Origin of the sequence: Tardiphaga sp., assembly GCF_028290785.1 — a bacterium.
Taxonomy (GTDB): Bacteria; Pseudomonadota; Alphaproteobacteria; order Rhizobiales; family Xanthobacteraceae; genus Tardiphaga.
Genome location: NZ_JAQGJD010000128.1, coordinates 1 through 21,765, shown reverse-complemented (window position 1 = coordinate 21,765; position 21,765 = coordinate 1). Strand labels below are relative to the sequence as shown.

18 protein-coding genes and 1 pseudogene are annotated in these 21,765 nt (G+C 63.3%); 14 read left to right on the top strand and 5 right to left on the bottom strand.

The annotated features are described in order from the left end of the window. Positions 1-1,318, bottom strand: a 1,318-nt coding sequence (locus JWR89_RS07570; protein WP_299713833.1) for a 3-hydroxyacyl-CoA dehydrogenase NAD-binding domain-containing protein, incomplete at its 3' end; no start/stop codon positions are given. 118 nt (positions 1,319-1,436) lie between these two features. Here JWR89_RS07570 and JWR89_RS07565 point away from each other — a divergent pair. The 11 genes from JWR89_RS07565 (at position 1,437) to JWR89_RS07515 (ending at position 14,236) form a co-directional block, all read left to right on the top strand. Next, positions 1,437-2,345 (top strand): IclR family transcriptional regulator, encoded by a 909-nt coding sequence (locus JWR89_RS07565; protein WP_299713840.1) that lies wholly within the window; start codon positions 1,437-1,439, stop codon positions 2,343-2,345. Between the two features lie 57 nt (positions 2,346-2,402). Beyond that, a complete protein-coding gene (locus tag JWR89_RS07560) occupies positions 2,403-3,215 on the top strand; it encodes an ABC transporter ATP-binding protein (protein ID WP_299713830.1) in 813 nt (270 codons plus the stop codon). Continuing rightward, complete coding sequence (locus JWR89_RS07555; RefSeq protein WP_299713829.1) at positions 3,212-3,925, top strand: ABC transporter ATP-binding protein; 714 nt, start codon at positions 3,212-3,214, stop codon at positions 3,923-3,925. Before JWR89_RS07560 ends, JWR89_RS07555 begins: the two co-directional genes overlap by 4 nt. Positions 3,926-3,952: 27 nt before the next feature. Next, the gene (locus tag JWR89_RS07550) at positions 3,953-4,831 is read left to right on the top strand and encodes a branched-chain amino acid ABC transporter permease (RefSeq protein WP_299713826.1); all 879 of its coding nucleotides are present in this window, start codon (positions 3,953-3,955) and stop codon (positions 4,829-4,831) included. A gap of 2 nt (positions 4,832-4,833) precedes the next feature. After that, entirely contained in the window at positions 4,834-5,868 is a 1,035-nt protein-coding gene (locus JWR89_RS07545; protein ID WP_299713824.1) for a branched-chain amino acid ABC transporter permease, read from the top strand. Positions 5,869-5,875: 7 nt separating this feature from the next. Then, the gene (locus tag JWR89_RS07540) at positions 5,876-7,105 is read left to right on the top strand and encodes an ABC transporter substrate-binding protein (protein WP_299713821.1); all 1,230 of its coding nucleotides are present in this window, start codon (positions 5,876-5,878) and stop codon (positions 7,103-7,105) included. Between the two features lie 198 nt (positions 7,106-7,303). Beyond that, positions 7,304-8,536, top strand: a complete 1,233-nt coding sequence (locus JWR89_RS07535; protein ID WP_299713817.1) for an ABC transporter substrate-binding protein — start codon at positions 7,304-7,306, stop codon at positions 8,534-8,536. A 337-nt stretch (positions 8,537-8,873) separates the two neighbouring features. Beyond that, positions 8,874-10,046: an ABC transporter substrate-binding protein gene (locus tag JWR89_RS07530; RefSeq protein ID WP_299713838.1), complete on the top strand. Its 1,173-nt coding sequence runs from the start codon at positions 8,874-8,876 to the stop codon at positions 10,044-10,046. 153 nt (positions 10,047-10,199) lie between these two features. Continuing rightward, positions 10,200-11,429: an ABC transporter substrate-binding protein gene (locus JWR89_RS07525; RefSeq protein ID WP_299713814.1), complete on the top strand. Its 1,230-nt coding sequence runs from the start codon at positions 10,200-10,202 to the stop codon at positions 11,427-11,429. 181 nt (positions 11,430-11,610) lie between these two features. Further along, positions 11,611-12,843, top strand: a complete 1,233-nt coding sequence (locus JWR89_RS07520; RefSeq protein ID WP_299713811.1) for an ABC transporter substrate-binding protein — start codon at positions 11,611-11,613, stop codon at positions 12,841-12,843. A 106-nt stretch (positions 12,844-12,949) separates the two neighbouring features. Next, positions 12,950-14,236, top strand: coding sequence for a DUF4147 domain-containing protein (locus JWR89_RS07515; RefSeq protein WP_299713808.1), 1,287 nt, complete (start codon positions 12,950-12,952; stop codon positions 14,234-14,236). Between the two features lie 78 nt (positions 14,237-14,314). Here the strand turns inward: JWR89_RS07515 and JWR89_RS07510 are convergent, their stop codons facing one another. Then, complete coding sequence (locus tag JWR89_RS07510) at positions 14,315-14,806, bottom strand: MarR family transcriptional regulator (RefSeq protein WP_299713835.1); 492 nt, start codon at positions 14,804-14,806, stop codon at positions 14,315-14,317. 198 nt (positions 14,807-15,004) lie between these two features. On the opposite strand from JWR89_RS07510, the gene JWR89_RS07505 reads away from it, so the two are divergent. The 3 genes from JWR89_RS07505 to JWR89_RS07495 are packed head-to-tail and all read left to right on the top strand — an operon-like array spanning position 15,005 to position 18,550. Then, positions 15,005-16,045 carry a branched-chain amino acid ABC transporter permease gene (locus tag JWR89_RS07505; RefSeq protein ID WP_299713805.1) on the top strand — a complete coding sequence of 347 codons (1,041 nt, stop codon included), beginning with the start codon at positions 15,005-15,007 and terminating at the stop codon, positions 16,043-16,045. Between the two features lie 4 nt (positions 16,046-16,049). Beyond that, the gene (locus JWR89_RS07500; protein WP_299713802.1) at positions 16,050-17,825 is read left to right on the top strand and encodes a branched-chain amino acid ABC transporter ATP-binding protein/permease; all 1,776 of its coding nucleotides are present in this window, start codon (positions 16,050-16,052) and stop codon (positions 17,823-17,825) included. Continuing rightward, positions 17,822-18,550, top strand: coding sequence for an ABC transporter ATP-binding protein (locus JWR89_RS07495; protein ID WP_299713800.1), 729 nt, complete (start codon positions 17,822-17,824; stop codon positions 18,548-18,550). The genes JWR89_RS07500 and JWR89_RS07495 overlap by 4 nt, the downstream gene beginning before the upstream one ends. Positions 18,551-18,766: 216 nt before the next feature. Here the strand turns inward: JWR89_RS07495 and JWR89_RS07490 are convergent, their stop codons facing one another. The 3 genes and pseudogenes from JWR89_RS07490 to JWR89_RS07480 all read right to left on the bottom strand — a co-directional run. Further along, positions 18,767-19,915 carry an ABC transporter substrate-binding protein gene (locus tag JWR89_RS07490; RefSeq protein WP_299713798.1) on the bottom strand — a complete coding sequence of 383 codons (1,149 nt, stop codon included), beginning with the start codon at positions 19,913-19,915 and terminating at the stop codon, positions 18,767-18,769. A gap of 233 nt (positions 19,916-20,148) precedes the next feature. Beyond that, a complete protein-coding gene (locus JWR89_RS07485) occupies positions 20,149-21,297 on the bottom strand; it encodes an ABC transporter substrate-binding protein (RefSeq protein ID WP_299713796.1) in 1,149 nt (382 codons plus the stop codon). A 123-nt stretch (positions 21,298-21,420) separates the two neighbouring features. Then, a pseudogene (locus tag JWR89_RS07480) lies at positions 21,421-21,765 on the bottom strand (feruloyl-CoA synthase); the annotation flags it as partial.

The window sequence follows — 21,765 nt, the reverse complement described above, 5'->3', positions numbered from 1 at the left end:
TGACGTTGGCGGGCGAGAAGAAGTGCATGCCGAGCACGTCCTGCGGACGCTTGGTGACGGCAGCAATCTGGTTGATGTCGAGATACGACGTGTTGCTGGCGAGGATCGCGCCGGGCTTGGCGTAGGCGTCCAGCGCCGTGAACACTTCCTTCTTGATCGCCATGGTCTCGAACACCGCCTCGATGATCAGGTCGGCGTCCTTGACGTTCTCCAGGCCGACCACTCCGGTGATCAGGCCCATACGCTTAGCCGGGGCGTCGGCGGGAATGCCGCCGCGCGCCGCGGTCGCCTCGTAGTTCTTCTGCATGATGCCCATGCCGCGCTTCAACTGCTCTTCGCCAGTCTCGATCAGCGTGACCGGAATGCCAGCATTGGCGAACGACATCGCGATACCGCCGCCCATGGTGCCGGCGCCGATGATGGCGACGCGTTCCACCGGACGCGGCTTGACGCCGTCCGGCACGTCCTGGACCTTGGCGGCCTCGCGCTCGGAGAAGAACGCGTAACGCTGCGCCTTCGACTGATCGCCGGCGACGAGCCGGAGGAACGATTCACGCTCCTTCTTCAGCGCTTCGTCGAACGGCAGATCGAGCGTCCAGCTCACCGCTTCGGCGCAGGCGAGCGGCGCATCCAGGCCGCGGTTCTTCTTGTTCGCCGCAGCCGCGGCATTGGTGAAGATCGAGCGATCGGCCTTGGCGGCCGCGAGCTTGGAATCGTCGTTGCGCAGGATGCGCAGCGGGCGATTCTCGGCGACCACTTTTCGCGCGAAGGCTTCGGCACCCGACGCCGGGCCTTCGACGATCTCCTCGATCAGGCCGTTCTTCAGCGCTTCCGCCGCGCCGATGGGATCGCCGGTGACGATCATCTTGACGCCGAGCTCGGGACCGACTGCGCGTGGCAGCCGCTGGGTGCCGCCGGCGCCGGGCAGCAGGCCGAGCTTCACTTCTGGAAGACCGAGTTTTGCCTCTTTGGTAGCAACGCGGAAATGACAGCCAAGCGTGAGCTCCAGACCGCCGCCCAGCGCGGTACCGTGAATCGCAGCGATCACCGGCTTGCTGCAATTCTCGATTTCAGCGATCACCTCGTTCAACGAGGGGGACTGCGGCGGCTTGCCGAATTCCGTGATATCGGCGCCGGCAACGAAGGTGCGGCCCGCACAGGCAATGACGATCGCCTTCACTTCGGGATCGGCGGCGGCAGCCTTGACGCTGTCGAAGATGCCGCGACGAACCGCCGCACTGAGCGCGTTCACCGGCGGAGAGTTGACCGTGACAACCGCAATTACATCATGACGTTCGAGCTTGACGACATCGTTCACGGCGTTCTCCTTGGACACTGTTATCGTTGATTTCGCAGTGCGAAATTTAATTCCACATCTTGACAGGGAGGGTTATTTTGAAGAGCGTCCCTTGTCAACGAGGGTCGCACAGAACTCCATGAAACGTCCGGGAAGAACAACCCCAAACAAAGAGTCGGGTAAGACAGAGTCAGGCAAAACTGCGACGGATCGCAGCTTTGTCGTGGCGCTGGCCCGTGGCCTCGATGTATTGCGCGCATTTCATCCCAACGACGGGCTTCTCGGCAATCAGGAGATCGCCGCCCGTACGAAATTGCCGAAGCCAACCATTTCGCGGCTGACCTATACGCTCACCAAACTCGGCTACCTTACACAGGTCCCGCGCTTCGAGAAGTATCAACTCGCGCCGGCAGCCATGGCCCTGGGGTATGCTGCACTTGCGAACCTGGGGGTGCGGCACCTCTCGGAAACATTCCGCGACGACCTGATGCGGCAGACCGGGGGCGCGGTGGCGGTCGGCGCGCGCGACCGGCTCAGCATGATCTATTTCGGACAAAGCCGCTCGAGCCTGACCGTCGGCGTCCAGCTCGATGTCGGCTCGCGAATCCCGATCGCCACCACGGCGATGGGTCGTGCCTACTTCTGGGCGCTCCCGGCAGAAGAACGTGCCCAATTGTTACGCGACTTCCGCGAACACTATGGCAGCCGCTGGGCGAAGATGCGCGACGGGCTCGAGCGTTCCGGTGAAATGGTCGAGCGGCACGGCTTCGTGATCTCAGCAGGCGAGTGGCAGGACGATGTGCACGCCGTTGGTGTAGCTCTAAAGTTGAATGACGGAACGGGCCCGTATGCGTTTAATTGCGGCGCGCCGGCATTCCGCTTCACGGAAGAACGTTTGCGCACCGACATTGGACCTCGCTTGTTGGCGATGGTAAGGAACATCGAAGCAGCGCTTGGCGGCACCGCCGCGCCGCATTCAAAAAAACTCGATAACAAAAAAATCAAGACAGGAGGGAAAGTTGCGCGTGTGGTTGAAGGGATCAGATAACCTTCGTCGCGATGGCCGCGGGCACCGTTCGCCGCGCCATGCGATCGAGGGCCGCAGATGATGCAGGCACAGCTCGCACAGCAGGCGCCGGCCGGTTCGGCGGCACCGCTGCTCGAAGTTCGCGACGTCAGTGTCGTGTTCGGCGGCATCATTGCGTTGAACGGCGTGTCGTTCGACATGCAGAAGGGCCACATCCTTGGCCTGATCGGGCCGAACGGCGCCGGCAAGACCACGTTGTTCAATTGCCTCAGCCGGCTCTACCAGCCGAGCAAGGGCGACATTCTGCTCGAAGGCGCGAGCATCCTGAAGCGTCCCGCGCACAAGATCTCCGAGATCGGCATCGGCCGCACCTTCCAGAACGTCGCGCTGTTTCCCAACCTTTCGGTGCTCGACAACGTCCGCGTCGGCACCCACGCGCGCACCAACAGCGACATCATCAGCGACTCCTTGAAACTGCCATGGGTGCGCAAGGGCGAAGCCGCGATCAACAAGCGGGTCCATGAGATCCTGGGCTATCTCGACCTCCACGACGTCGCGCACACCATCGTCGCCGGGCTGCCGTTCGGCACCCAGAAGCGCGTCGAACTGGCGCGCGCGCTGGCTGCGCAGCCGAAGATCCTGCTGCTCGACGAGCCCGCCGGTGGCCTCAACCACGAGGAAGTCTACATCCTCGGCGACCTGATCCGCCGCATCCGCGACGATCATGGCGTCACTGTGCTGCTGGTCGAGCATCACATGGGTCTGGTGATGTCGATCGCCGACCATGTGGTCGCATTGAATTTCGGCCGCAAGCTGGCCGAAGGCACGCCCGTGCAGGTGCAGAACGATCCGGACGTCATCAAGGCCTATCTCGGGAGCAAAGACTCATGACCACGCTCCTCAACGTCCGCGACCTGCGCGCCTATTACGGCCAGGTCCAAGCGCTTCACGGCCTCGAATTCGAACTCCGCGAAGGCAGCATGACCACCCTGCTCGGCGCCAACGGTGCCGGCAAGACCACCACGCTGCGGGCGATCTGCAACATGATCCGCTCCACCGGCTCGATCGAGTTCGAGGGCAACAAGCTCGGCAGCCGCACTACCGAGAATATCGTACGGCTCGGCATTGCGCACGTGCCGCAGGGCCGCGGCACCTTCACCACCCTGACGGTGGAGGAGAACCTGCAGCTCGGCGCCATCACCCGCAAGGATAAGGCGGCGATCGCCTCCGATATTGAGCGGATGTACGACCATTTTCCGGTGCTGAAGCAGCGCTACCTGCAGCAGGCCGGCACCTTGTCCGGCGGCGAGCAGCAGATGCTGGCGGTGGCCCGCGCCTTGATGCTGCGGCCGCGGCTGATGCTGCTGGACGAGCCCTCGTTCGGCCTCGCGCCGCTGATCGTGCGGGATCTGTTCAAGATCCTCGGCAAGATCAACCGCGAGGACAAGGTCACCATCCTGGTCGTCGAGCAGAACGCGCAACTCGCGCTCGAACTCGCCGACAAGGCCTATGTCATCGAAACAGGACGCATCGTGATGTCCGGCACCGCCGACGAGATCGCGAACAACGAAGACGTCCGTAAATCCTATCTGGGATATTGAGGAAACAGCCTCACTAAGGGAATCGATATGGAGCTCTTTACCAATCAGGTCCTGGCTGGCATCGCCACCGGCGCGATCTACGCCTGCATGGCGCTCGCCGTGGTGATGATCTACCAGGCCATCGACCACCTGAACTTCGCCCAGGGCGAAATGGCGATGTTCTCGACCTTCGTCGCCTGGCAGCTGATGCAGTGGGGCCTGCCCTACTGGGTGGCATTCGTGCTGACGCTGATTTTCTCCTTCATCGGCGGCATCGTGATCGAACGGCTGCTGTTCAAGCCACTGGCCAAGGCGCCGGTGCTGACCCATGTCGCGGGCTTCATCGCGCTGTTCGCCATTATCAACAGCGTCGCCGGCCTGCTGTGGGACTTTACCATCAAGCAGTTCCCGTCGCCGTTCGGATCCTCGCCGTTTCTCGGCAGTCAGCTGATCTCGACGCACCAGGCCGGCATGATCTTCGTCACTTTGATCCTGCTGGTGCTGCTGTTCGCCTTCTTCCGCTACACCCGGGTCGGTCTTGCCATGCGCGCCGCAGCCTCGATGCCTGAATCGGCGCGGCTGGTGGGCATCAATACCGGCTGGATGATCGCGCTGGGCTGGGGCATGGCGGCAGCGATCGGCTCGATCGCCGGCATGCTGATCGCCCCGGTGGTGTTCCTGGAGCCCAACATGATGGGTGGCGTGCTGATCTACGGCTTTGCCGCGGCAGTGGTCGGCGGGCTGTCGAGTCCGCTCGGAGCGGTGGTCGGCGGCTTCCTGGTCGGCATCTTCGAGAATCTCGTCGGCACCTACATTCCCGGCGTCGGCAATGAGCTGAAACTGCCCATCGCTTTGGCGCTGATCATCACCGTGCTGGTCGTCAAACCCAATGGCCTGTTCGGCCGTGCCATCGTGAAGCGAGTTTGATCATGAGCACCGTTCAAGAAGTCGTCACGGAAGCCCCGGTCATCGAAGACGCCATCCCGAAGAAAGCCATGGCGCTGGGACCCGTGGCTTCGCTGGTGATCCTGGCGCTGCTGATCGCCACGCCGCTGTTCGTCAAGAACTTTATCATCTTCCAGATGACGATGTGGCTGATCTACGCCATCGCGGTGCTGGCGCTCAACATCCTGACCGGCGCCAGCGGGCAGTTCTCGCTCGGTCAGAGTGCGTTCTATGCGCTCGGCGCCTATACTTCGGCGATCCTGATGGAGCACGGCGACATCAACTACGTGCTGACGCTGCCGGTGGCCGGCCTGATCTGCTTCATCGCCGGCTTCCTGTTCGGGCTGCCGGCGCTGCGGCTTTCCGGCATCTATCTGGCGCTGGCCACCTTCGCGCTCGCCACCGCGATGCCACAACTGCTGAAGCTCGGCGTGTTCGAACACTGGACCGGCGGCGTGCAGGGCCTCGTCGTCACCAAGCCGGACGCTCCGGCGATCCTGGCGTCGCTCGGCCTCAAGGTGTCGCAGGACATGTGGCTGTACTACTTCACCCTGGCGGTCTCGATCCTGATCTACATCTTCTCGGTCAATCTGCTGAGGTCGCGTTCCGGCCGCGCCATGATGGCGATCCGCGACAACGAAATCGCGGCTTCGGCCATGGGCGTCGATGTCTCGCTGTACAAGACGCTGGCGTTCGGCGTCAGCGCCGGCATCACTGGCGTCGCCGGCGGCCTCGGCGCCATCGCGGTGCAGTTCGTGGCGCCGGACGGCTACACCATCCAGCTCGCGGTAGCGTTGTTTCTCGGCATGGTGGTCGGCGGCGTCGGCTGGCTGCCCGGCTCGCTGGCGGGCGCCGCGTTCATCGTCTTCGTGCCGAACATCGCGGAGAGCGTTTCCAAGGGTCTGTCCGGCGCCGTGTTCGGCGTCATCCTGATCCTGATCATCTTCCTTGTGCCGCATGGTGCGAGGCAAATCGCCTATGGGGCCCAGGGCCTGATCGGCAAACTGAGAAGAAACTGAGGACATCGTGATTTCTACAACTAGTCTACGTCTTGCCGCTCTCTCGACCGTCACTCTCGCGTTTGCCGCCACCGGCGGCAGCGCCTTCGCCCAGAAGAAATACGACACCGGCGTCACCGATACCGAGATCAAGATCGGCAACATCATCCCCTACAGCGGTCCGGCGTCCGCTTACGGCATCATCGGCAAGATCGAAGAAGCCTACTTCAAGATGATCAACGATCAGGGCGGCATCAACGGCCGCAAGATCAACTTCATCACCTATGACGACGCCTACAGCCCGCCCAAGGCGGTCGAGCAGGCCCGCAAGCTGGTGGAGAGCGACGAGGTGCTGTTCGTGTTCGGCCCGCTCGGCACGCCGTCCAACACCGCGATTCAGAAGTACATGAACGCCAAGAAGATCCCGCAGCTGTTCGTCGCCACCGGCGCGACCAAGTTCGGCGACTACAAGGCGTTCCCCTGGACCATGGGCTGGCAGCCGGCCTACCAGAGCGAAGGCCGTATCTTCGCCAAGTATGCGCTGACCGAAAAGCCCAACGGCAAGATCGGTGTGCTGTACCAGAACGACGATCTCGGCAAGGACCTGTTGAAAGGCCTGAAGGACGGGCTCGGCGACAAGGCGTCGATGATCATCGCCGAGGAAAGCTATGAAGTTTCCGAGCCGACCATCGAGAACCACCTCGTCAAGCTGAAGGCCACGGGCGCCGACATCCTGGTCAGCATCTCGACGCCGAAATTCGCTGCCCAGGCCATCAAGAAGGTCGGTGAACTCGGCTGGAAGCCGATGTTCTTCCAGAGCAACGTCGGCTCCTCGGTGGCGTCGGTGATGCGTCCGGCCGGACTTGAGAACTCGCAGGGCGTGCTGTCGCTGGCCTATGCCAAGGACGCCTCCGACGCGCAATGGGATACCGACGATGGCATGAAGAAGTATCTCGACTTCGTCGCCAAATACGCGCCGACCGCCAACCGCGCCGACAGTTCCGCGATCTATGGCTACGGCCAGGCGCAGACCGTGGTGCAGGTGCTGAAGCAGGCCGGCGACAACCTGACCCGCGAGAACATCATGAAGCAGGCCGCCAGCCTGAAGGATTTTGCACCGGATACCATGCTGCCCGGCGTCAAGATCAACACGTCGGCGACCGACTTCTACCCGATCGAGCAGCTGCGCATGATGCGTTTTACCGGCGAGAAGTGGGACGTGTTCGGCCCCCCGATCGATAGCAACCTCGGCGGCTGAGGATTGACACCTCGTCATTCCGGGTTCGCTCGCGGCTGACGCCGCGCACGCCCCGGAATGACAGCATCTCTGCCCCTTGCGACTAACGTCGCAGGGGGCTTTTTCTTGATGGCTGCGCTGGAAACGTATTAAGTGAGCCCGGACAAAAAGTCCGGCACTGAAATCATGTTTTTCAAGTAGCACTTTAGGGAGATCCAGATGCCTGCCATTCGATCGCGCGCGGCTTCGATTACCGTCGCGGCGACCATTGCTGTCGCCGTCTCCGGTGGAACCGCTCTCGCCCAGAAAAAATACGACACCGGCGCCACCGACACCGAAATCAAGATCGGCAACATCATGCCCTATAGCGGGCCCGCCTCCGCCTATGGCGTGATCGGCAAGATGGAAGATGCCTACTTCAAGATGATCAACGAACAGGGCGGCATCAACGGCCGCAAGATCAATTATATCAGCTATGACGATGGCTACAGCCCACCGAAGGCCGTGGAACAGGCCCGCAAGCTGGTCGAATCCGATGAAGTGCTGTTCATCGCCAGTTCGCTCGGCACCCCGTCGAATTCCGCGATCCAGAAATACATGAACGCCAAGAAGGTGCCGCAACTGTTCGTCGCCACCGGCGCAACCAAGTTCGGCGACCACAAGGACTTCCCGTGGACGATGGGTTGGCAGCCGGCCTATCAGAGCGAGGGTCGCATCTATGCGGCCTACCTGCTGAAGGAAAAGCCGGACGCCAAGGTCGCGGTGATGTATCAGAACGACGATTTCGGCAAGGACTTGCTGAAGGGACTCAAAGACGGCCTCGGCGCCAAGGCGGCGTCGATGATCGTCGCCGAGGAAAGCTACGAAGTGTCGGAGCCGACCATCGACTCCCACATCGTCAAGCTGAAGTCGCTCGGCGCCGATACGTTTGTCAGCATCACGACGCCGAAGTTCGCCGCCCAGGCGATCAAGAAGGTGGCGGAACTCGGCTGGAAGCCGGTCTATATCCAGAGCAACGTCGGCGCTTCGGTGGGCTCCGTCATGAAGCCCGCGGGATACGAAAACGGCCAGGGCATCCTGTCTGCGAACTATGCCAAGGACGGCGCGGATTCATCCTGGGACAATGACGAGGGCATGAAGAAATTCTACGCCTTCCTCGCGAAATACGCTCCAACTATGGACAGGAGCGACGGCTCGGTGGTCTACGGCTACGGCCAGGCGCAGACTATCGTGCAGGTGCTGAAGCAGGCCGGCGACAACCTGACCCGCGAGAACATCATGAAGGAAGCGGCGAACCTGAAGGCCTTCGCACCCGACACCCTGCTGCCGGGCGTCACCATCACCACGACAGCGAAAGACTTCTACCCGATCGAGCAGTTGCAGATGCAGCGCTTCAAGGGCGAGAAGTGGGAGCTGTTCGGCCCGATCATCGCCGGTCAGCTCGGCGAGTAGGCTGCAGCCCACGCGTCGTTCAGGGGCGGGAGCGGCGCCAGCCGCGAGCGAAACCTCGGCCATTCCAATTGGAGTGGCGGGGGATCCCGAGAGAACAGCGCGCTGAACATCTCGGGATTGCGGCTCTGCCCTTCCGCCGGCTTTGCCGGTCGAAGGGTATCCCGGAATGGCGGGTTCTGCCCGGCGAACTGGCCCGCGACATCGTCGCGGGCCTTTTTCTTGATGCAGATCGGTGCGAGACCGGCCCGAACCTCCGGCACTGCCGCCATCGACTGCAAGGATACCCATGCCTTCCCATCTCCCCCGGACCGCCGCGCTTCCGGCTGCCGCCATCCTCATGGCCGTCACCTGCAGCGGCACGCTGGCGCAGAAAAGCTACGACACCGGCGCCAGCGATACCGAGATCAAGATCGGCAATATCATGCCCTATAGCGGCCCCGCCTCCGCCTATGGCATCGCCGGGATCATCGAGGCCGCCTATTTCCGCATGATCAATGATCGCGGCGGCATCAACGGCCGTAAGATCAATTTCATCAGCTACGATGACGGTTACAGCCCGGCCAAGGCCGTCGAGCAGGCCCGTCGGCTGGTGGAGAGCGACGAGGTATTGGCGGTGTTCGGACCGCTCGGCACGCCCTCCAATGCGGCGATCCAGAAATACCTCAACCTGAACAAGGTGCCGCAACTGTTCGTCGCCGCCGGGGCCACCCGTTTCGGCGACCACCGCGAATTTCCCTGGACCATGGCGTTTCAGCCGCCCTACCAGAGCGAGGGACGGATCTATGCCAAATATCTGCTGGCGGAAAAGCCCGACGCCCGGATCGCCGTGCTCCACCAGAACGACGATCTCGGCAAGGAAGTGCTGAAAGGCTTGCGCGAGGGTCTTGGCGACAAAGCTTCGATGATCGTGGCCGCGGAGAGCTACGAGGTGACGGAACCGACCATCGACTCCCATGTGCTCAACCTGAAGGCCAGCGGCGCCGACACTTTCCTCAGCGTCACCACACCAAAATCGGCCGTGCAAAGCATCCGCAAGGTCGCCGAACTCGGCTGGAAGCCGCTATATATCCAGGGCTATGCCAGCGCCTCGGTCGGCTCGGTGATGGAGCCGGCCGGCATCGAAAACTCGCAAGGGATCGTCTCGGCCTATTACGCCAAGGATGGATCGGATCCGCAGTGGAAAGCCGACGATGGCATGAAGCGCTTTTATGCTTTCCTCGCCGACTACGCGCCGACCGCGCGCGCCAGCGATATCTCGGTGGTCTATGGCTACGGCGCGGCGCAAACCATGGCGCAGGTGCTGATGCAGGCAGGCGACACCCTGACCCGTGCCAATGTGATGAAGCAGGCCGCCAGCCTGAAGGATTTCGTGCCCGACACGATGGTGCCCGGCGTCCGGCTCAACACCTCGGCTACCGACTTTTACCCGATCGAGCAGTTGCAGATGATGCGATTCAAAGGCCATGCCTGGGAGATGTTCGGCCCTGTGATCGATGGCCATCTCGAGTAACGGCGCGGCCATCTTGCTGCTGCCCAATAAATGGCCTCTCGCGATTGCCTCGCGAGGGGCTTTTTCTTGATAGAGCCCGACAAACCGTGTTCAATCGGCGCAGGTCGCAAAGGCCACAAAAATAAGAAGTTCAAAAAATCCGGGAGTTATGAAATGCCTGTTTTCCGATCGCGCGCGATTGCCGTTTCCATGGCCGCGGCGCTCAGCATTGCCCTCGGCGGCAGCGCCCTCGCCCAAAAGAAATACGACACCGGCGCCACCGATACCGAGATCAAGATAGGCAACATCATGCCGTACAGCGGGCCGGCATCGTCCTATGGCGTGATAGGCAAGACCGAGACCGCCTATTTCAACATGATCAACGACCAGGGCGGCATCAACGGGCGCAAGATCAACTTCATCAGCTATGACGACGGCTATAGCCCGCCGAAGGCGGTGGAGCAAGTCCGCAAGCTGGTGGAAAGCGACGAAGTTCTGTTCGTGTTCAATTCGCTGGGCACGCCGTCGAACACCGCGTTCCAGAAATACCTCAACGGCAAGAAGATCCCGCAATTGTTCGTCGCCACCGGCGCCAGCAAGTGGAACGATCCGAAAAACTTCCCCTGGACCATGGGCTGGCAGCCCAGCTACCAGGTCGAAGCGAAGATCTATGCCAAATACCTGATGAAGGAGAAGCCCGACGCCAGAATCGCCGTGCTGTACCAGAACGACGACTTCGGCAAGGACTATCAGAAGGGCTTCCGGGAAGGTTTTGGCGACAAGGCATCGATGATCGTCACCGAAGAGAGCTACGAGGTTTCCGAGCCGACCATCGACTCGCACATCGTGAAAATGAAGTCGCAGAACCCCGACGTGGTGGTGAGTTTCGTCACGCCGAAATTCGCCGCGCAGACCATCAAGAAGATCGCCGAGCTCGGCTGGAAGCCGCTGCAGTTCGTCACCAACGTCAGCGTTTCCGTCGGGGCGGTGATGCAACCGGCTGGCTTTGCCGCCGCGCAGGGCGTGCTGTCCGCAGATTACCGCAAGGATGGCGCCGACGCGCAGTGGAAGAATGACGAGGGCATGAAGAAATGGTCGACGTTCCTCGACAAGTACATGCCCGGCGTCGATCGTTCCGACAACAGCCTGATCTACGGCTACGGCGTGGCGCAGACCATGGTCAAGGTGCTGGAGATGTGCGGCGATGACCTCACGCGCGCCAATGTCATGAAGCAGGCGACCAGCCTGAAGGACTTCACGCCCGACACGCTGCTGCCGGGCATCCAGATATCGACCTCGGCGACCGACTACGCGCCAATCAAGCAATTACGGATGATGCGCTTCAAGGGCGAGACGTGGGACCTGTTCGGCGACATCATCGCCGTTGAGCCCAATACCAACTGAGGCCGCACGGCGCGCCATCATTCCATCAGCGGAAATAATGGAACGAATGGGCCCTCCGCCCACGAAAGGCGGAGGGCTTTTTCATTGAGGCCGTTGGGCAAACGCGATATCGCTGTTTAGCAGGTGCAAAGCGCCGCCCGACCAAGAACAAAAAGCCTTGAAACAAGGGAAGGAATTTCGAATGTCAGCCTCTCACCTCCGGCTTCTGTCGATTTCCGCTGTCATCGCGCTCGCTGCCAGTTGCGGCGATGCGCTGGCGCAGAAGAAATACGACACCGGCGCCACCGATACCGAGATCAAGCTCGGCAACATCGTGCCCTATAGCGGCCCCGCTTCCGCCTACGGCGCCGTCGGCCGGGCGCAAGCCGCCTATTTCAAGATGATCAACGACCAGGGCGGCATCAACGGCCGCAAGATCAATTATATCAGCTACGACGACGCTTACAGCCCACCGAAGGCCGTAGAGCAGACCCGCAAACTAGTGGAGTCCGATGAAGTGCTGCTGATGTTCTCGGCGCTCGGCACGCCGTCGAACACCGCGATTCATAAATATCTGAACACCAAGAAGGTGCCGCAGCTGTTCCTCGCCACCGGCGCCACCAAGTGGGCCGACCCGAAGAACTTCCCCTGGACCATGGGCTGGCTGCCCAGCTACCAGAGCGAAGGCCGCATCTATGCCAAGTATTTGCTGAAGGAAAAACCCGGCGCCAGGATCGGCGTGCTCTACCAGAACGACGACTTCGGCAAGGACTATTTGAAGGGCGTCAAGGACGGCCTCGGCGACAAGGCGGCATCTATCGCGATCGAAGAGAGCTACGAGCTCACCGAGCCCACCGTGGATTCCCACATCGTCAAGATGAAGTCGATCAATCCTGACATCGTGATTATCTTTGCGACGCCGAAGTTCGCCGCACAATCGATCAAGAAGATCGCCGAGCTCGGCTGGAAGCCGACCATGATCGTGCCGGGCGTCAGCGTCTCGATCGGTCAGGTGCTGCGTCCGGCGGGCTTCGAGAACGCGCAGGGCCTGCTGTCGGCGCATTACTCCAAGGACGCCACCGACCCGCAGTGGAAGGACGATCCCGGCATGAAGGCCTATAAGGAGTTTCTTGCCAAATACATTCCCGACGCCAATCCGGCCGACAGTTCGCTGATGTCCGGCTACAACATTGCCGAGACCATGACGATCCTGCTGAAACAATGCGGCGACAACCTCACCCGCGAGAACATCATGAAGCAGGCCGCGAACCTCAAGGATATCCAGCAATCCACCCTGCTGCCGGGCGTCAAGGTCAATACATCGCCGACCGACTTCTCGCCCATCGAGCAGATGCAGCTGATGCGTTTCGAAGGGGAGAACTGGAAACTGTTCGGCGAAGTGATCACCGGGGAGCTCGGCGGTGGCGAGCGGTAGCGCCATTTTCCCCTCGCTTCCGCCCCAAGCTTCGCTTCGCGCGGAAGAGAGGAAGGAGCGGCTGCCATCTTGCCGTCCTGCTCAGGGATCGCCATAACATCGCGCCATGACCGACAAACGCCCTTTGCTCCGTGCGATCTTCGATGCCGCTGTTGCTGCGGCGCACCCTGACGTCATTCTCGGCGCCCATCTTCCGCCACCACCGCGGGGCCGCATCATCTGCCTGGCCGCCGGCAAGGCCGCTGCGGCGATGGCCGCCGCGGCGGAGAAACACTATCTCGACGCGCTCGAGATGGAGCCGTCGCGCCTCACCGGCATCGCCACCACGCGGCATGGCCATGGCGTGCCGACGCGGCGCATCCGGGTGATCGAGGCCGGCCATCCCGTCCCCGACGAAGCCGGCCTCAAGGGCGCCGACGACAGCCTGCAACTGGCCCGGACCGCCACGGCGGACGACCTGCTGCTGGTGTTGCTATCGGGCGGCGGCTCGGCCAACTGGATCGCACCGGTCGCTGGCATCAGCTTCCTCCAGAAACAGCAGGTGACGCGCGCGCTGCTGCGTTCGGGCGCCGCGATCGGCGAGATCAACACGGTGCGCAAACATCTGTCGCGCATCAAGGGCGGCCGCCTCGCCCGCGCCGGCCAGCGCGCCGAGATCCTGACGCTGGCGATTTCCGACGTGCCCCATGACGATCCCGCGGTGATCGCGTCGGGGCCGACGGTGCCGGATACGACAACGCTGGCGGACGCCCGCGCGATCGTCGCGAAATACAAACTCACCGTCGACGACGCGGTGGGTGCGGCACTGAACGACCCGGCCAACGAGAGCGTCAAGCCGAATGACCCCGCCTTCGCGCGCGCCCGCTACCAGATGATCGCGCGTCCCCGCGAGTCGCTCGACGCCGCTATCAACGTGGCGGCCGACGCCGGCTATGAAATCCTCGACCTCGGCGCCGATCTCGAGGGCGAAGCGCGCGACGTCGCCGCCGGCCACGCAAGGCTGGCATTGCAGGCCCGCGCCGGCGGCAAGAAGCTGGCGATCTTCTCTGGCGGAGAATTGACGGTGACGGTGACCGGCAACGGCCGCGGCGGCCCGAACCAGGAATATGCGCTGGCGCTGGCCGACCTGCTGAAGGATATGACGGGCATCGCGGCGCTGGCCGGCGATACCGATGGCGCCGACGGCGGCGCCGGCTCCGCTGACGATCCGGCCGGTGCGCTGATCGACGGCAGCACCTTTGCCGCGATGCGCACGCAAGGGCTCGACCCCGCGGCCTATTTGAAAAATAACGACGCCACCGCGTTCCTCACCGCCACCGGCGACCTGCTGCACAGCGGCCCGACGCTGACCAACGTGAACGATGTCAGGGTGATTCTGGTGGAGCGGGAATAGCTGGACCTTCACCTCTCCCCGCCTTGCGAAGCTTCGCTTTGCCGGGCGGGGCAAGGGACGAAAGGGCGCTGTCCCCGCCTAAAACTCCGTCGCGATGGTCGCCAGCATGGCGAGCAAGGCGGCGTGGTGCGTTGGCCCCAGCAGCTCGATTAGCCGGGCCTCGTGCTTGGTCGCGACCAGCTTCTTGGCGCGGGCCAGGATTGCCCGGCCCTTCTCGGTGAGCATCAGGACATGGGAGCGGCGGTCGCTGGGCGAGCGCATCCGCGTCAGCAGGTCGCGGCCTTCCAGCACATCGAGCATCGCCACGAAGTTCGGCCGCAGGATGCCAAGCGTATGGGCGATTTCGGTCTGATTGCGGCCCGGGTTGTTGTCGAGCAACAGCAGCACCGAGAACTGCGCCGGAGTCAGCTGCAGCGGCGCCATGCAGCGCAAGAAGTCCTCGAACACCTTGAGCTGGGCGCGTTTCAGGGAATAGCCCAGCAGTTCGGACAATCCGCCCATCTGCAACGCGGTCGATTCCAGCGGGGGTTCGACCGATGGCACATGGACGGTCGGGTCGATGTCGGACATCTTCGAAACAGTCATCGCTCGCTTTCCGAGATATCGGCAGGTTGATGGAGGCACCCGGTCGAATTCGGCGGGCCTTGAAGTTATGTTTGATAATCGTTATGAAACATATCAAATAAGGGGCGGGATTCAACCGCCGTTGTTGATTGTCGGGTGGCTGTGGTATCCGCGGCACACGATATTTTGGGGGAGCGCTCGGCCTTGAACACGACGATTTTGCTGTTCCTGTTACAGGACGGCATAACCAATGGCGCGATCTACGCGCTGCTTGGCCTCGCGCTGGTGCTAGTGTTCGCGGTCACGCGCGTTATCCTGATACCGCAAGGCGAATTCATCACCTTTGGCGCCCTGACCTATGCCAGCCTTTCGGCCGGCCAGGTGCCGGGCACGATCCGCCTCGCGATGGCGATGGGCGTGGTGGCCTTCGGCTTCGACATCTTCACCTCCAGGAAATCGCTGCATACCAAGCTGGTGCTACGCGCGCTGGCGGTGAACGTGCTGTTTCCGCTGCTATTGTGGGGCGTGTTGCTGGCGCTCGCCGGACGGCCTGCGAACGTCGCCGCGAACATCGCACTGTCGCTGCTGATTGTCGCGGCGATCGGGCTCTATCTGTATCGCATCGCCTTCCAGCCGATCGCCCACACCTCTGTGCTGGTGCTGCTAATCGCCTCGGTGGGCTGCCATCTGGCGCTGCAGGGTTTTGGCCTGGTGTTCTTCGGCGCCGAGGGCCAGCGCGGCCCGCCGGTCTCCAACGCCGCGCTCACCATCGGCGCATTGCGCTTCACCGGCCAGAGCCTCGCGGTCTACGGCATCACCATCGCGCTGATCATAGGCCTCTGGCTGTTCTTCGGCTTCACGCTGTACGGCAAGGCGCTGCGTGCCACCGCCGTCAACCGGCTCGGCGCACGTCTCGTCGGCATCCGCACCTCGCTCTCAGGCCAGATCGCGTTCCTGCTCGCGTCGGTGATCGGCGCCATCTCCGGCATCCTGATCGTGCCCATCACCACCCTGTATTACGACACCGGATTCCTGATCGGCCTGAAAGGCTTTATCGCCGCCATCATCGGCGGCCTCGTCAGCTATCCGCTCACCGCCGTGGCAGCGCTCGTCGTCGGGATCGTCGAGGCGTTCTCGTCGTTCTATGCCAGCAACTACAAGGAGGTCATCGTCTTCACGCTGATCCTGCCCGTTCTGGTGCTGCGCTCGCTGGCCGCGCCCGCGGTCGAAGAAGAGAAGGATTGAGCGCATGAACCGGCGTCTCCTTCCCATCTTCCTGTTCGCGCTCGTGATGGCGGCAATCCCGTTCATCCCCGGCATGCCGCCGTTCTGGATCGTGCTGCTCGACAATATCGGCCTCGCCGCTTTGGTGGCGATGGGGCTGGTGATCCTGACCGGCGTCGGCGGCCTCACCTCGTTCGGCCAGGCCGCGTTCTGCGGCTTCGGCGCCTACACCACCGCTTATCTGACCACCGCGCATGGCCTGTCGCCATGGCTTACGTTGCCGCTGTCGCTGCTGGTCAGCGGCGGCGCGGCGGTATTTCTCGGCCTGATTACCGTGCGGCTCTCCGGACACTACCTGCCGCTCGGCACCATCGCCTGGGGCATCAGCCTGTTCTACCTGTTCAGCAAGCTGGAATTCCTCGGGCGTAACGACGGCATCTCCGGCATTCCGCCGCTATCGATCGGCACGCTGAAGATGCTCGATCCCGGCACGATCTATTACGCGATCTGGATCGCGGTGATCGTCTGCGCGCTGCTCACCATGAACCTGCTGGACTCCCGCACCGGTCGCGCCATCCGCGCGCTGCGCCGCGGCCACGTCGCCGCCGAAGCTTTTGGCGTGCAGACCGCGCGCGCCAAACTGCTCGTGTTCATCTATGCCGCCGTGCTCGCCGGCCTGTCCGGCTGGCTCTATGCGCATTTCCAGCGCGCGGCGAACCCGACGCCGTTCGGACCGCAGGCTGGCATCGAATATCTGTTCATCGCGGTGGTCGGCGGCGCCGGCTATGTCTGGGGCGGCGTGCTCGGCGCGGCCCTCGTGGTGATCCTCAAGGAAGTGCTGCAAAGCTACCTGCCGCTGATCTTCGGCGGCGGCGGCGGCCAGCTCGAGACCGTCGTGTTCGGTATTTTGCTGGTCGCGCTGCTGCAACTGGCGCCCACCGGCATGTGGCCGTGGCTGGTCTCGGTGCTGCCGTTCGAGCGCAAGCGCAAGCGGCCGGATGCGGCGGAGCCATTGCCGCCCCGCGCGCCGACGCACCCGGACTCCGGCGTCTTGCTGCATGTGGACAAGGCCCGCAAACAGTTCGGCGGCGTGATCGCCGTCAACGACGTCTCGTTCGATGTCCAGGCCCGCGAGATCGTGGCGCTGATCGGCCCCAACGGCGCCGGCAAGAGCACCACCTTCAACCTGATCACCGGCGTATTGTCGGCGACATCCGGCAAGATTTCGGTGCGCGGCAAGAGCGTCGACAACGCGCCGCCGCAGCAAGTCGTGAAGCTCGGCATCGCCCGCACCTTCCAGCACGTCAAGCTGGTGCCGGACATGACCGTGCTGGAGAACGTCGCGCTCGGCGCGCATCTGCGCGGCCACGCCGGCGCCATCCGCAGCATGCTGCGGCTCGACCGCGCCGACGAAGCCAAGCTGCTCGCGGAAGCCGCACGGCAGATCGAACGCGTCGGGCTCGGCGAGCAGATCGATCAACTGGCCGGCAGCCTCTCGCTCGGCCAGCAGCGCATCGTCGAGATCGCGCGTGCGCTGTGCGTCGATCCGATGCTGCTGCTGCTCGACGAACCCGCGGCCGGCCTGCGCCACATGGAGAAGCAGCAGCTTGCCGCGCTTCTCCGACAATTGCGCGACGGCGGCATGTCGGTGCTCCTGGTCGAGCACGACATGGGGTTCGTCATGGACCTCGCCGACCGCATCGTCGTGCTGGATTTCGGCACCAAGATCGCCGAGGGCACGCCCGCCGCGATCAAGAGCAACGCCGACGTGATCAAGGCCTATCTCGGAGCCGTCGCATGACCCTGCTCTCCGTCACCGACGCCCATGTCGCCTATGGCAAGGTCGAAGCCGTTCGCGCCGTCAATCTCGAGGTCCGCGACAACGAGATCGTCACCATCATCGGCGCCAATGGCGCCGGCAAGACCACGCTGCTCAATGCCGTGATGGGCATCCTGCCGCTGAAGGGCGGCGTGCGTTTCGAAGGCCGCGAAGTGTCGCGTCTCGATATCGAGGATCGCGTCGCCGCCGGCCTCTGCCTGGTGCCGGAGCATCGCGAATTGTTCAGCACCATGAACGTCGAGGACAATCTGCAGCTCGGCGCCTTCCGGATCGACAAGGCCACCGCGGCACGCTCGTTCGAGCGCGTCTACACGCTGTTTCCGCGTCTCAAGGAACGCCGCAAGCAGCTCGCCGGTACGCTATCCGGCGGCGAGCAGCAGATGCTGGCGATGGGCCGCGCGCTGATGGGCGCGCCGAAACTGCTGATGCTGGACGAGCCGAGCCTCGGCCTCGCGCCGATCATCGTCGCCGACATCTTTCGTATCGTCGGCGAGCTGAAGGCCGCGGGCGTCTCGGTGCTGCTGGTGGAACAGAACGCCCAGGCCGCACTGAAGATCGCCGACCGCGCTTATGTGATGGAGCTGGGCGAGTTCATCCTCGACGGCGCGGCAAGCGACATTGCGAGCAATGCCCGCGTGGTGGCGAGCTATCTGGGATTCCAGCACGAGGGTGCGAGCGGGATTTGATAGACGCCGGTGCGCGCTTTTCCCTCCCCCGCGTCTTAGATTGGGGAGGGTGGCCGGCCGTCAGGCCGGTCGGGTGGGGGTAGTGCAACATGCGCAGCATCCCGTGTCGCACCCCCACCCGTCACGTTGGTTCGCTGCGCTCTCCAACGCGCCACCCTCCCCACCGCGCAGCTTCGCTGCGCCGGGGGAGGGATAAGAGCGCCTGCGCTTTTAGATTCACTCTGCCGGAACGTACTTGCCGCCCTTCACCGTCAGCAAGATCCGCGAGCGGTCATCGACGCCGTTGCGGTCTTTGTCGGTGAAATTATAGACACCCTGCGTCGCGGCGATTTCCTTCTCGGACAGCAACGCCTGGCGGATCGCTTCGCGGAATTCCGGCGTGCCGGGTTTCGCCGCTTTCAGCGCCACCGGGATGACGCGCTTGAGGATCTCGAACGCATCATAAGCGTGGCCGGCGAACTGGTTGCGGCTGCTGGCGCCGTATTTGGCTTCGTAGGCGGCGTTCAGCGTCAGGCCGGGCTGCTTGGTCAGCGCGCCGTCGGGCTGGCCTTCGGGGTTCATCACCGGGCCGGAGGCCATCAGCACGCCCTCGGCGGAAGCGCCGGCGATGCGGATGAAGTCCATCGAGGCGGCGCCATGGGTCTGGTAGATCAGGCCCTTGTAACCCCGATCGCGCAATTCCGATTGCGGCATGCCGGCGCCTGCACCGGCCGCGCCAATCAGGATCGCATCGGGATTGGCGGCCACCAGCTTCAGCGCCTGGCCGGTGATCGAGGTGTCGGGCCGGGCGAAGCGTTCGTCATCGACGATCTTCATGCCCATCGGCCCGGTCTGCTCCTTGAGGTCGTTGAACCACAGGTCGCCGTAGGAATCCGAATAGCCGATGTAGCCGAGCGTCTTCACGCCCTTGGCCTTCATGTGGTCGTACATGACCCGGCCGACGATCGCGACCGGCTGCGGCATGTCCACCGACCACTTTTCACGCGCCGGGGTGAAGGGCATCGGCGCCAGGCTGAAATGCGGAATGCCAGCCTCGTTGGCCACGGTGGACATCGCCACCGATGACGGCACGATCGACGAGCCGATCATCACGTCGGCCTTCGACTCGGTGACGAAGCGGCGCGCATTGGTGGTGGCGGCGGCCGGGTCGCCGCCGTCGTCGAGCACGATCAGCTTCAAGGGCACGCCGCCGATTTCCTTCGGCACGAATTCCAGCGCGTTGCGCTCCGGCACGCCCAGCGCCGCGGCAGGCCCGGTGGCGGAGAGGCTGAGGCCGATGGTGATCTCGGCGGTCTGCGCGCGCGCCGGCGCGGCAAGCGCCAGCGAGGCGACGACGGCCGCCATGGCCAGGTGAAGTTTGGGCATATGGTTTCTTTCTCTTGGATGGGTCCGCGCCGGTCGTGCCTGCGCGCGATGCGCGCGGCATCAAAAAGCCGGCCCTCTGGCGAGGGCCGGCCCTTTTACTGCATCTGCGACCGGCTGTCATTCCAGGGGCGCGGGCGGCAGCCCACCGCGAACCCGAATACGGAGATGGTGTGCGCCAGTTCGAGGTTCCGGGTCCGCTCCGGCTGTCGCCCGGCGGCCCGGAACGACGGACTCTACTTGGCCATCATGTATTTGCCGTCCTTCACGGTCAGCAGGATGCGCGAGCGGTCGTCGAGGCCGTAGCGATCTTTTTCGGTGAAGTTGTAGACGCCCTGGCTGGCGGCCATTTCCTTCTCGGTGAGCAACGCCTGGCGGATCGCTTCACGGAATTCCGGCGTGCCGGGTTTTGCGGTTTTCAGTGCCACCGGGATGATGCGCTTGAGGATCTCGAAGGCGTCATAGGAATGGCCGGCGAACTGGCTGCGGCTGTTGGGGCCGTACTTGGCCTCATAGGCGGCGTTGAGCGTCAGACCGGGCTTCTTGGTCAGCGCACTGTCGGGCTGGTCTTCCGGATCCATCACCGGACCGGACGCCATCAGCACGCCTTCTGCGGCCTTGCCGGCAATGCGGATGAAGTCCATCGAGGCGGCGCCATGGGTCTGGTAGATCAGGCCTTTGTAGCCCTTGTCGCGCAGTTCGGTCTGCGGCAGCGCCGCGGCCGTTCCGGAGGCGCCTACCAGGATGGCATCGGGATTGGCGGCGAGCAGCTTGAGCACCTGGCCGGTCACCGACGTATCAGGCCGTGCGAAGCGTTCTTCCGCGACAATGTTGATGCCCATCGGCACAGCCTGGTTCTTCAGGTCGCCGAACCACAGGTCGCCGTAGCTGTCGGAATAGCCGATATAGCCGATGGTCTTGACGCCCTTGGATTTCATATGGTCGTACAGCACCTTGCCGACGATCGGCACTGGCTGCGGCATCGCCACCGACCACTTGGCTCGTTCCGGCGTGATCGGCAGCGGCGACAACGCGAAATGCGGAATGCCGGCCTCGTTGGCCACATTCGACACCGCAATACTGGTTGGCGTTACGGCCGAGCCCATGAGGATGTCGGCCTTGGACTCGGTGACGAAACGGCGCGCATTGGTGGTCGCCGTGGTCGGGTCGCCGCCGTCGTCGAGCACGATCACCTTGAGCGGCACGCCGTCGATGACCTTGGGCACGAATTCGAGCGCGTTGCGTTCGGGAATGCCCAGCGCCGCGGCGGGGCCGGTGGTGGAGGTAGTGATACCGATGGTGATGTCGGGGGTCTGTGCCCGCGCCGTTGCGGCAAGGGCCAGCGAGGCAGCGACAGCCGCAATCGCCAAACTTAGCTTGGTCATTGGTGTCTCCCTGAGGTGTTGTTTTTATGGACTTGGTCGTTTGTCGTCTTGGTCTTAGGCAAAATCGGGCGCCGGATCAGCCCCTTCTTTAGATCAGGATACCGCCAAAGTCAGCGGCTCCCCTCAGGCCGAAACGACGCTGGCCGTGCCCGCATAGATCGCCTCGATCAGCGCGGCGCGATGCTCCAGCACCGCCCGCTGGTTGACCGAGCCCTTGTCGGTGACTTCGCCGCGGTCGATGGACAATGGCGTATCGAGCAGCACCGCGCGGGCGATCCGCGTCGATGAACCGGTGGCGCCGGCCATGAAGCGGGCAAGCCGCTCCTGCATGGCCGCACGGATCAACGGATCGGCCGCCGCGGCGGCGAGATCGCCGACCGGCAGCGTCGGATTGATCAGCCGGCAGCCGTCGAGATCGAGGATCACCAGAGCGGACAATTCGTCGCGATTGATGCCGGCGATGACGAC

Excerpts from the sequence above, each read along its gene's own strand:
- JWR89_RS07495 (WP_299713800.1), top strand. The coding sequence starts at position 17,822 with ATGACCCTGCTCTCCGTCACCGACGCCCATGTCGCCTATGGCAAGGTC.
- JWR89_RS07520 (WP_299713811.1), top strand. The coding sequence starts at position 11,611 with ATGTCAGCCTCTCACCTCCGGCTTCTGTCGATTTCCGCTGTCATCGCG.
- JWR89_RS07535 (WP_299713817.1), top strand. The coding sequence starts at position 7,304 with ATGCCTGCCATTCGATCGCGCGCGGCTTCGATTACCGTCGCGGCGACC.
- JWR89_RS07490 (WP_299713798.1), bottom strand. The coding sequence starts at position 19,915 with ATGCCCAAACTTCACCTGGCCATGGCGGCCGTCGTCGCCTCGCTGGCG.
- JWR89_RS07510 (WP_299713835.1), bottom strand. The coding sequence starts at position 14,806 with ATGTCCGACATCGACCCGACCGTCCATGTGCCATCGGTCGAACCCCCG.
- JWR89_RS07560 (WP_299713830.1), top strand. The coding sequence starts at position 2,403 with ATGATGCAGGCACAGCTCGCACAGCAGGCGCCGGCCGGTTCGGCGGCA.
- JWR89_RS07500 (WP_299713802.1), top strand. The coding sequence starts at position 16,050 with ATGAACCGGCGTCTCCTTCCCATCTTCCTGTTCGCGCTCGTGATGGCG.
- JWR89_RS07525 (WP_299713814.1), top strand. The coding sequence starts at position 10,200 with ATGCCTGTTTTCCGATCGCGCGCGATTGCCGTTTCCATGGCCGCGGCG.
- JWR89_RS07550 (WP_299713826.1), top strand. The coding sequence starts at position 3,953 with ATGGAGCTCTTTACCAATCAGGTCCTGGCTGGCATCGCCACCGGCGCG.
- JWR89_RS07555 (WP_299713829.1), top strand. The coding sequence starts at position 3,212 with ATGACCACGCTCCTCAACGTCCGCGACCTGCGCGCCTATTACGGCCAG.
- JWR89_RS07545 (WP_299713824.1), top strand. The coding sequence starts at position 4,834 with ATGAGCACCGTTCAAGAAGTCGTCACGGAAGCCCCGGTCATCGAAGAC.
- JWR89_RS07515 (WP_299713808.1), top strand. The coding sequence starts at position 12,950 with ATGACCGACAAACGCCCTTTGCTCCGTGCGATCTTCGATGCCGCTGTT.
- JWR89_RS07485 (WP_299713796.1), bottom strand. The coding sequence starts at position 21,297 with ATGACCAAGCTAAGTTTGGCGATTGCGGCTGTCGCTGCCTCGCTGGCC.
- JWR89_RS07530 (WP_299713838.1), top strand. The coding sequence starts at position 8,874 with ATGGCCGTCACCTGCAGCGGCACGCTGGCGCAGAAAAGCTACGACACC.
- JWR89_RS07565 (WP_299713840.1), top strand. The coding sequence starts at position 1,437 with ATGAAACGTCCGGGAAGAACAACCCCAAACAAAGAGTCGGGTAAGACA.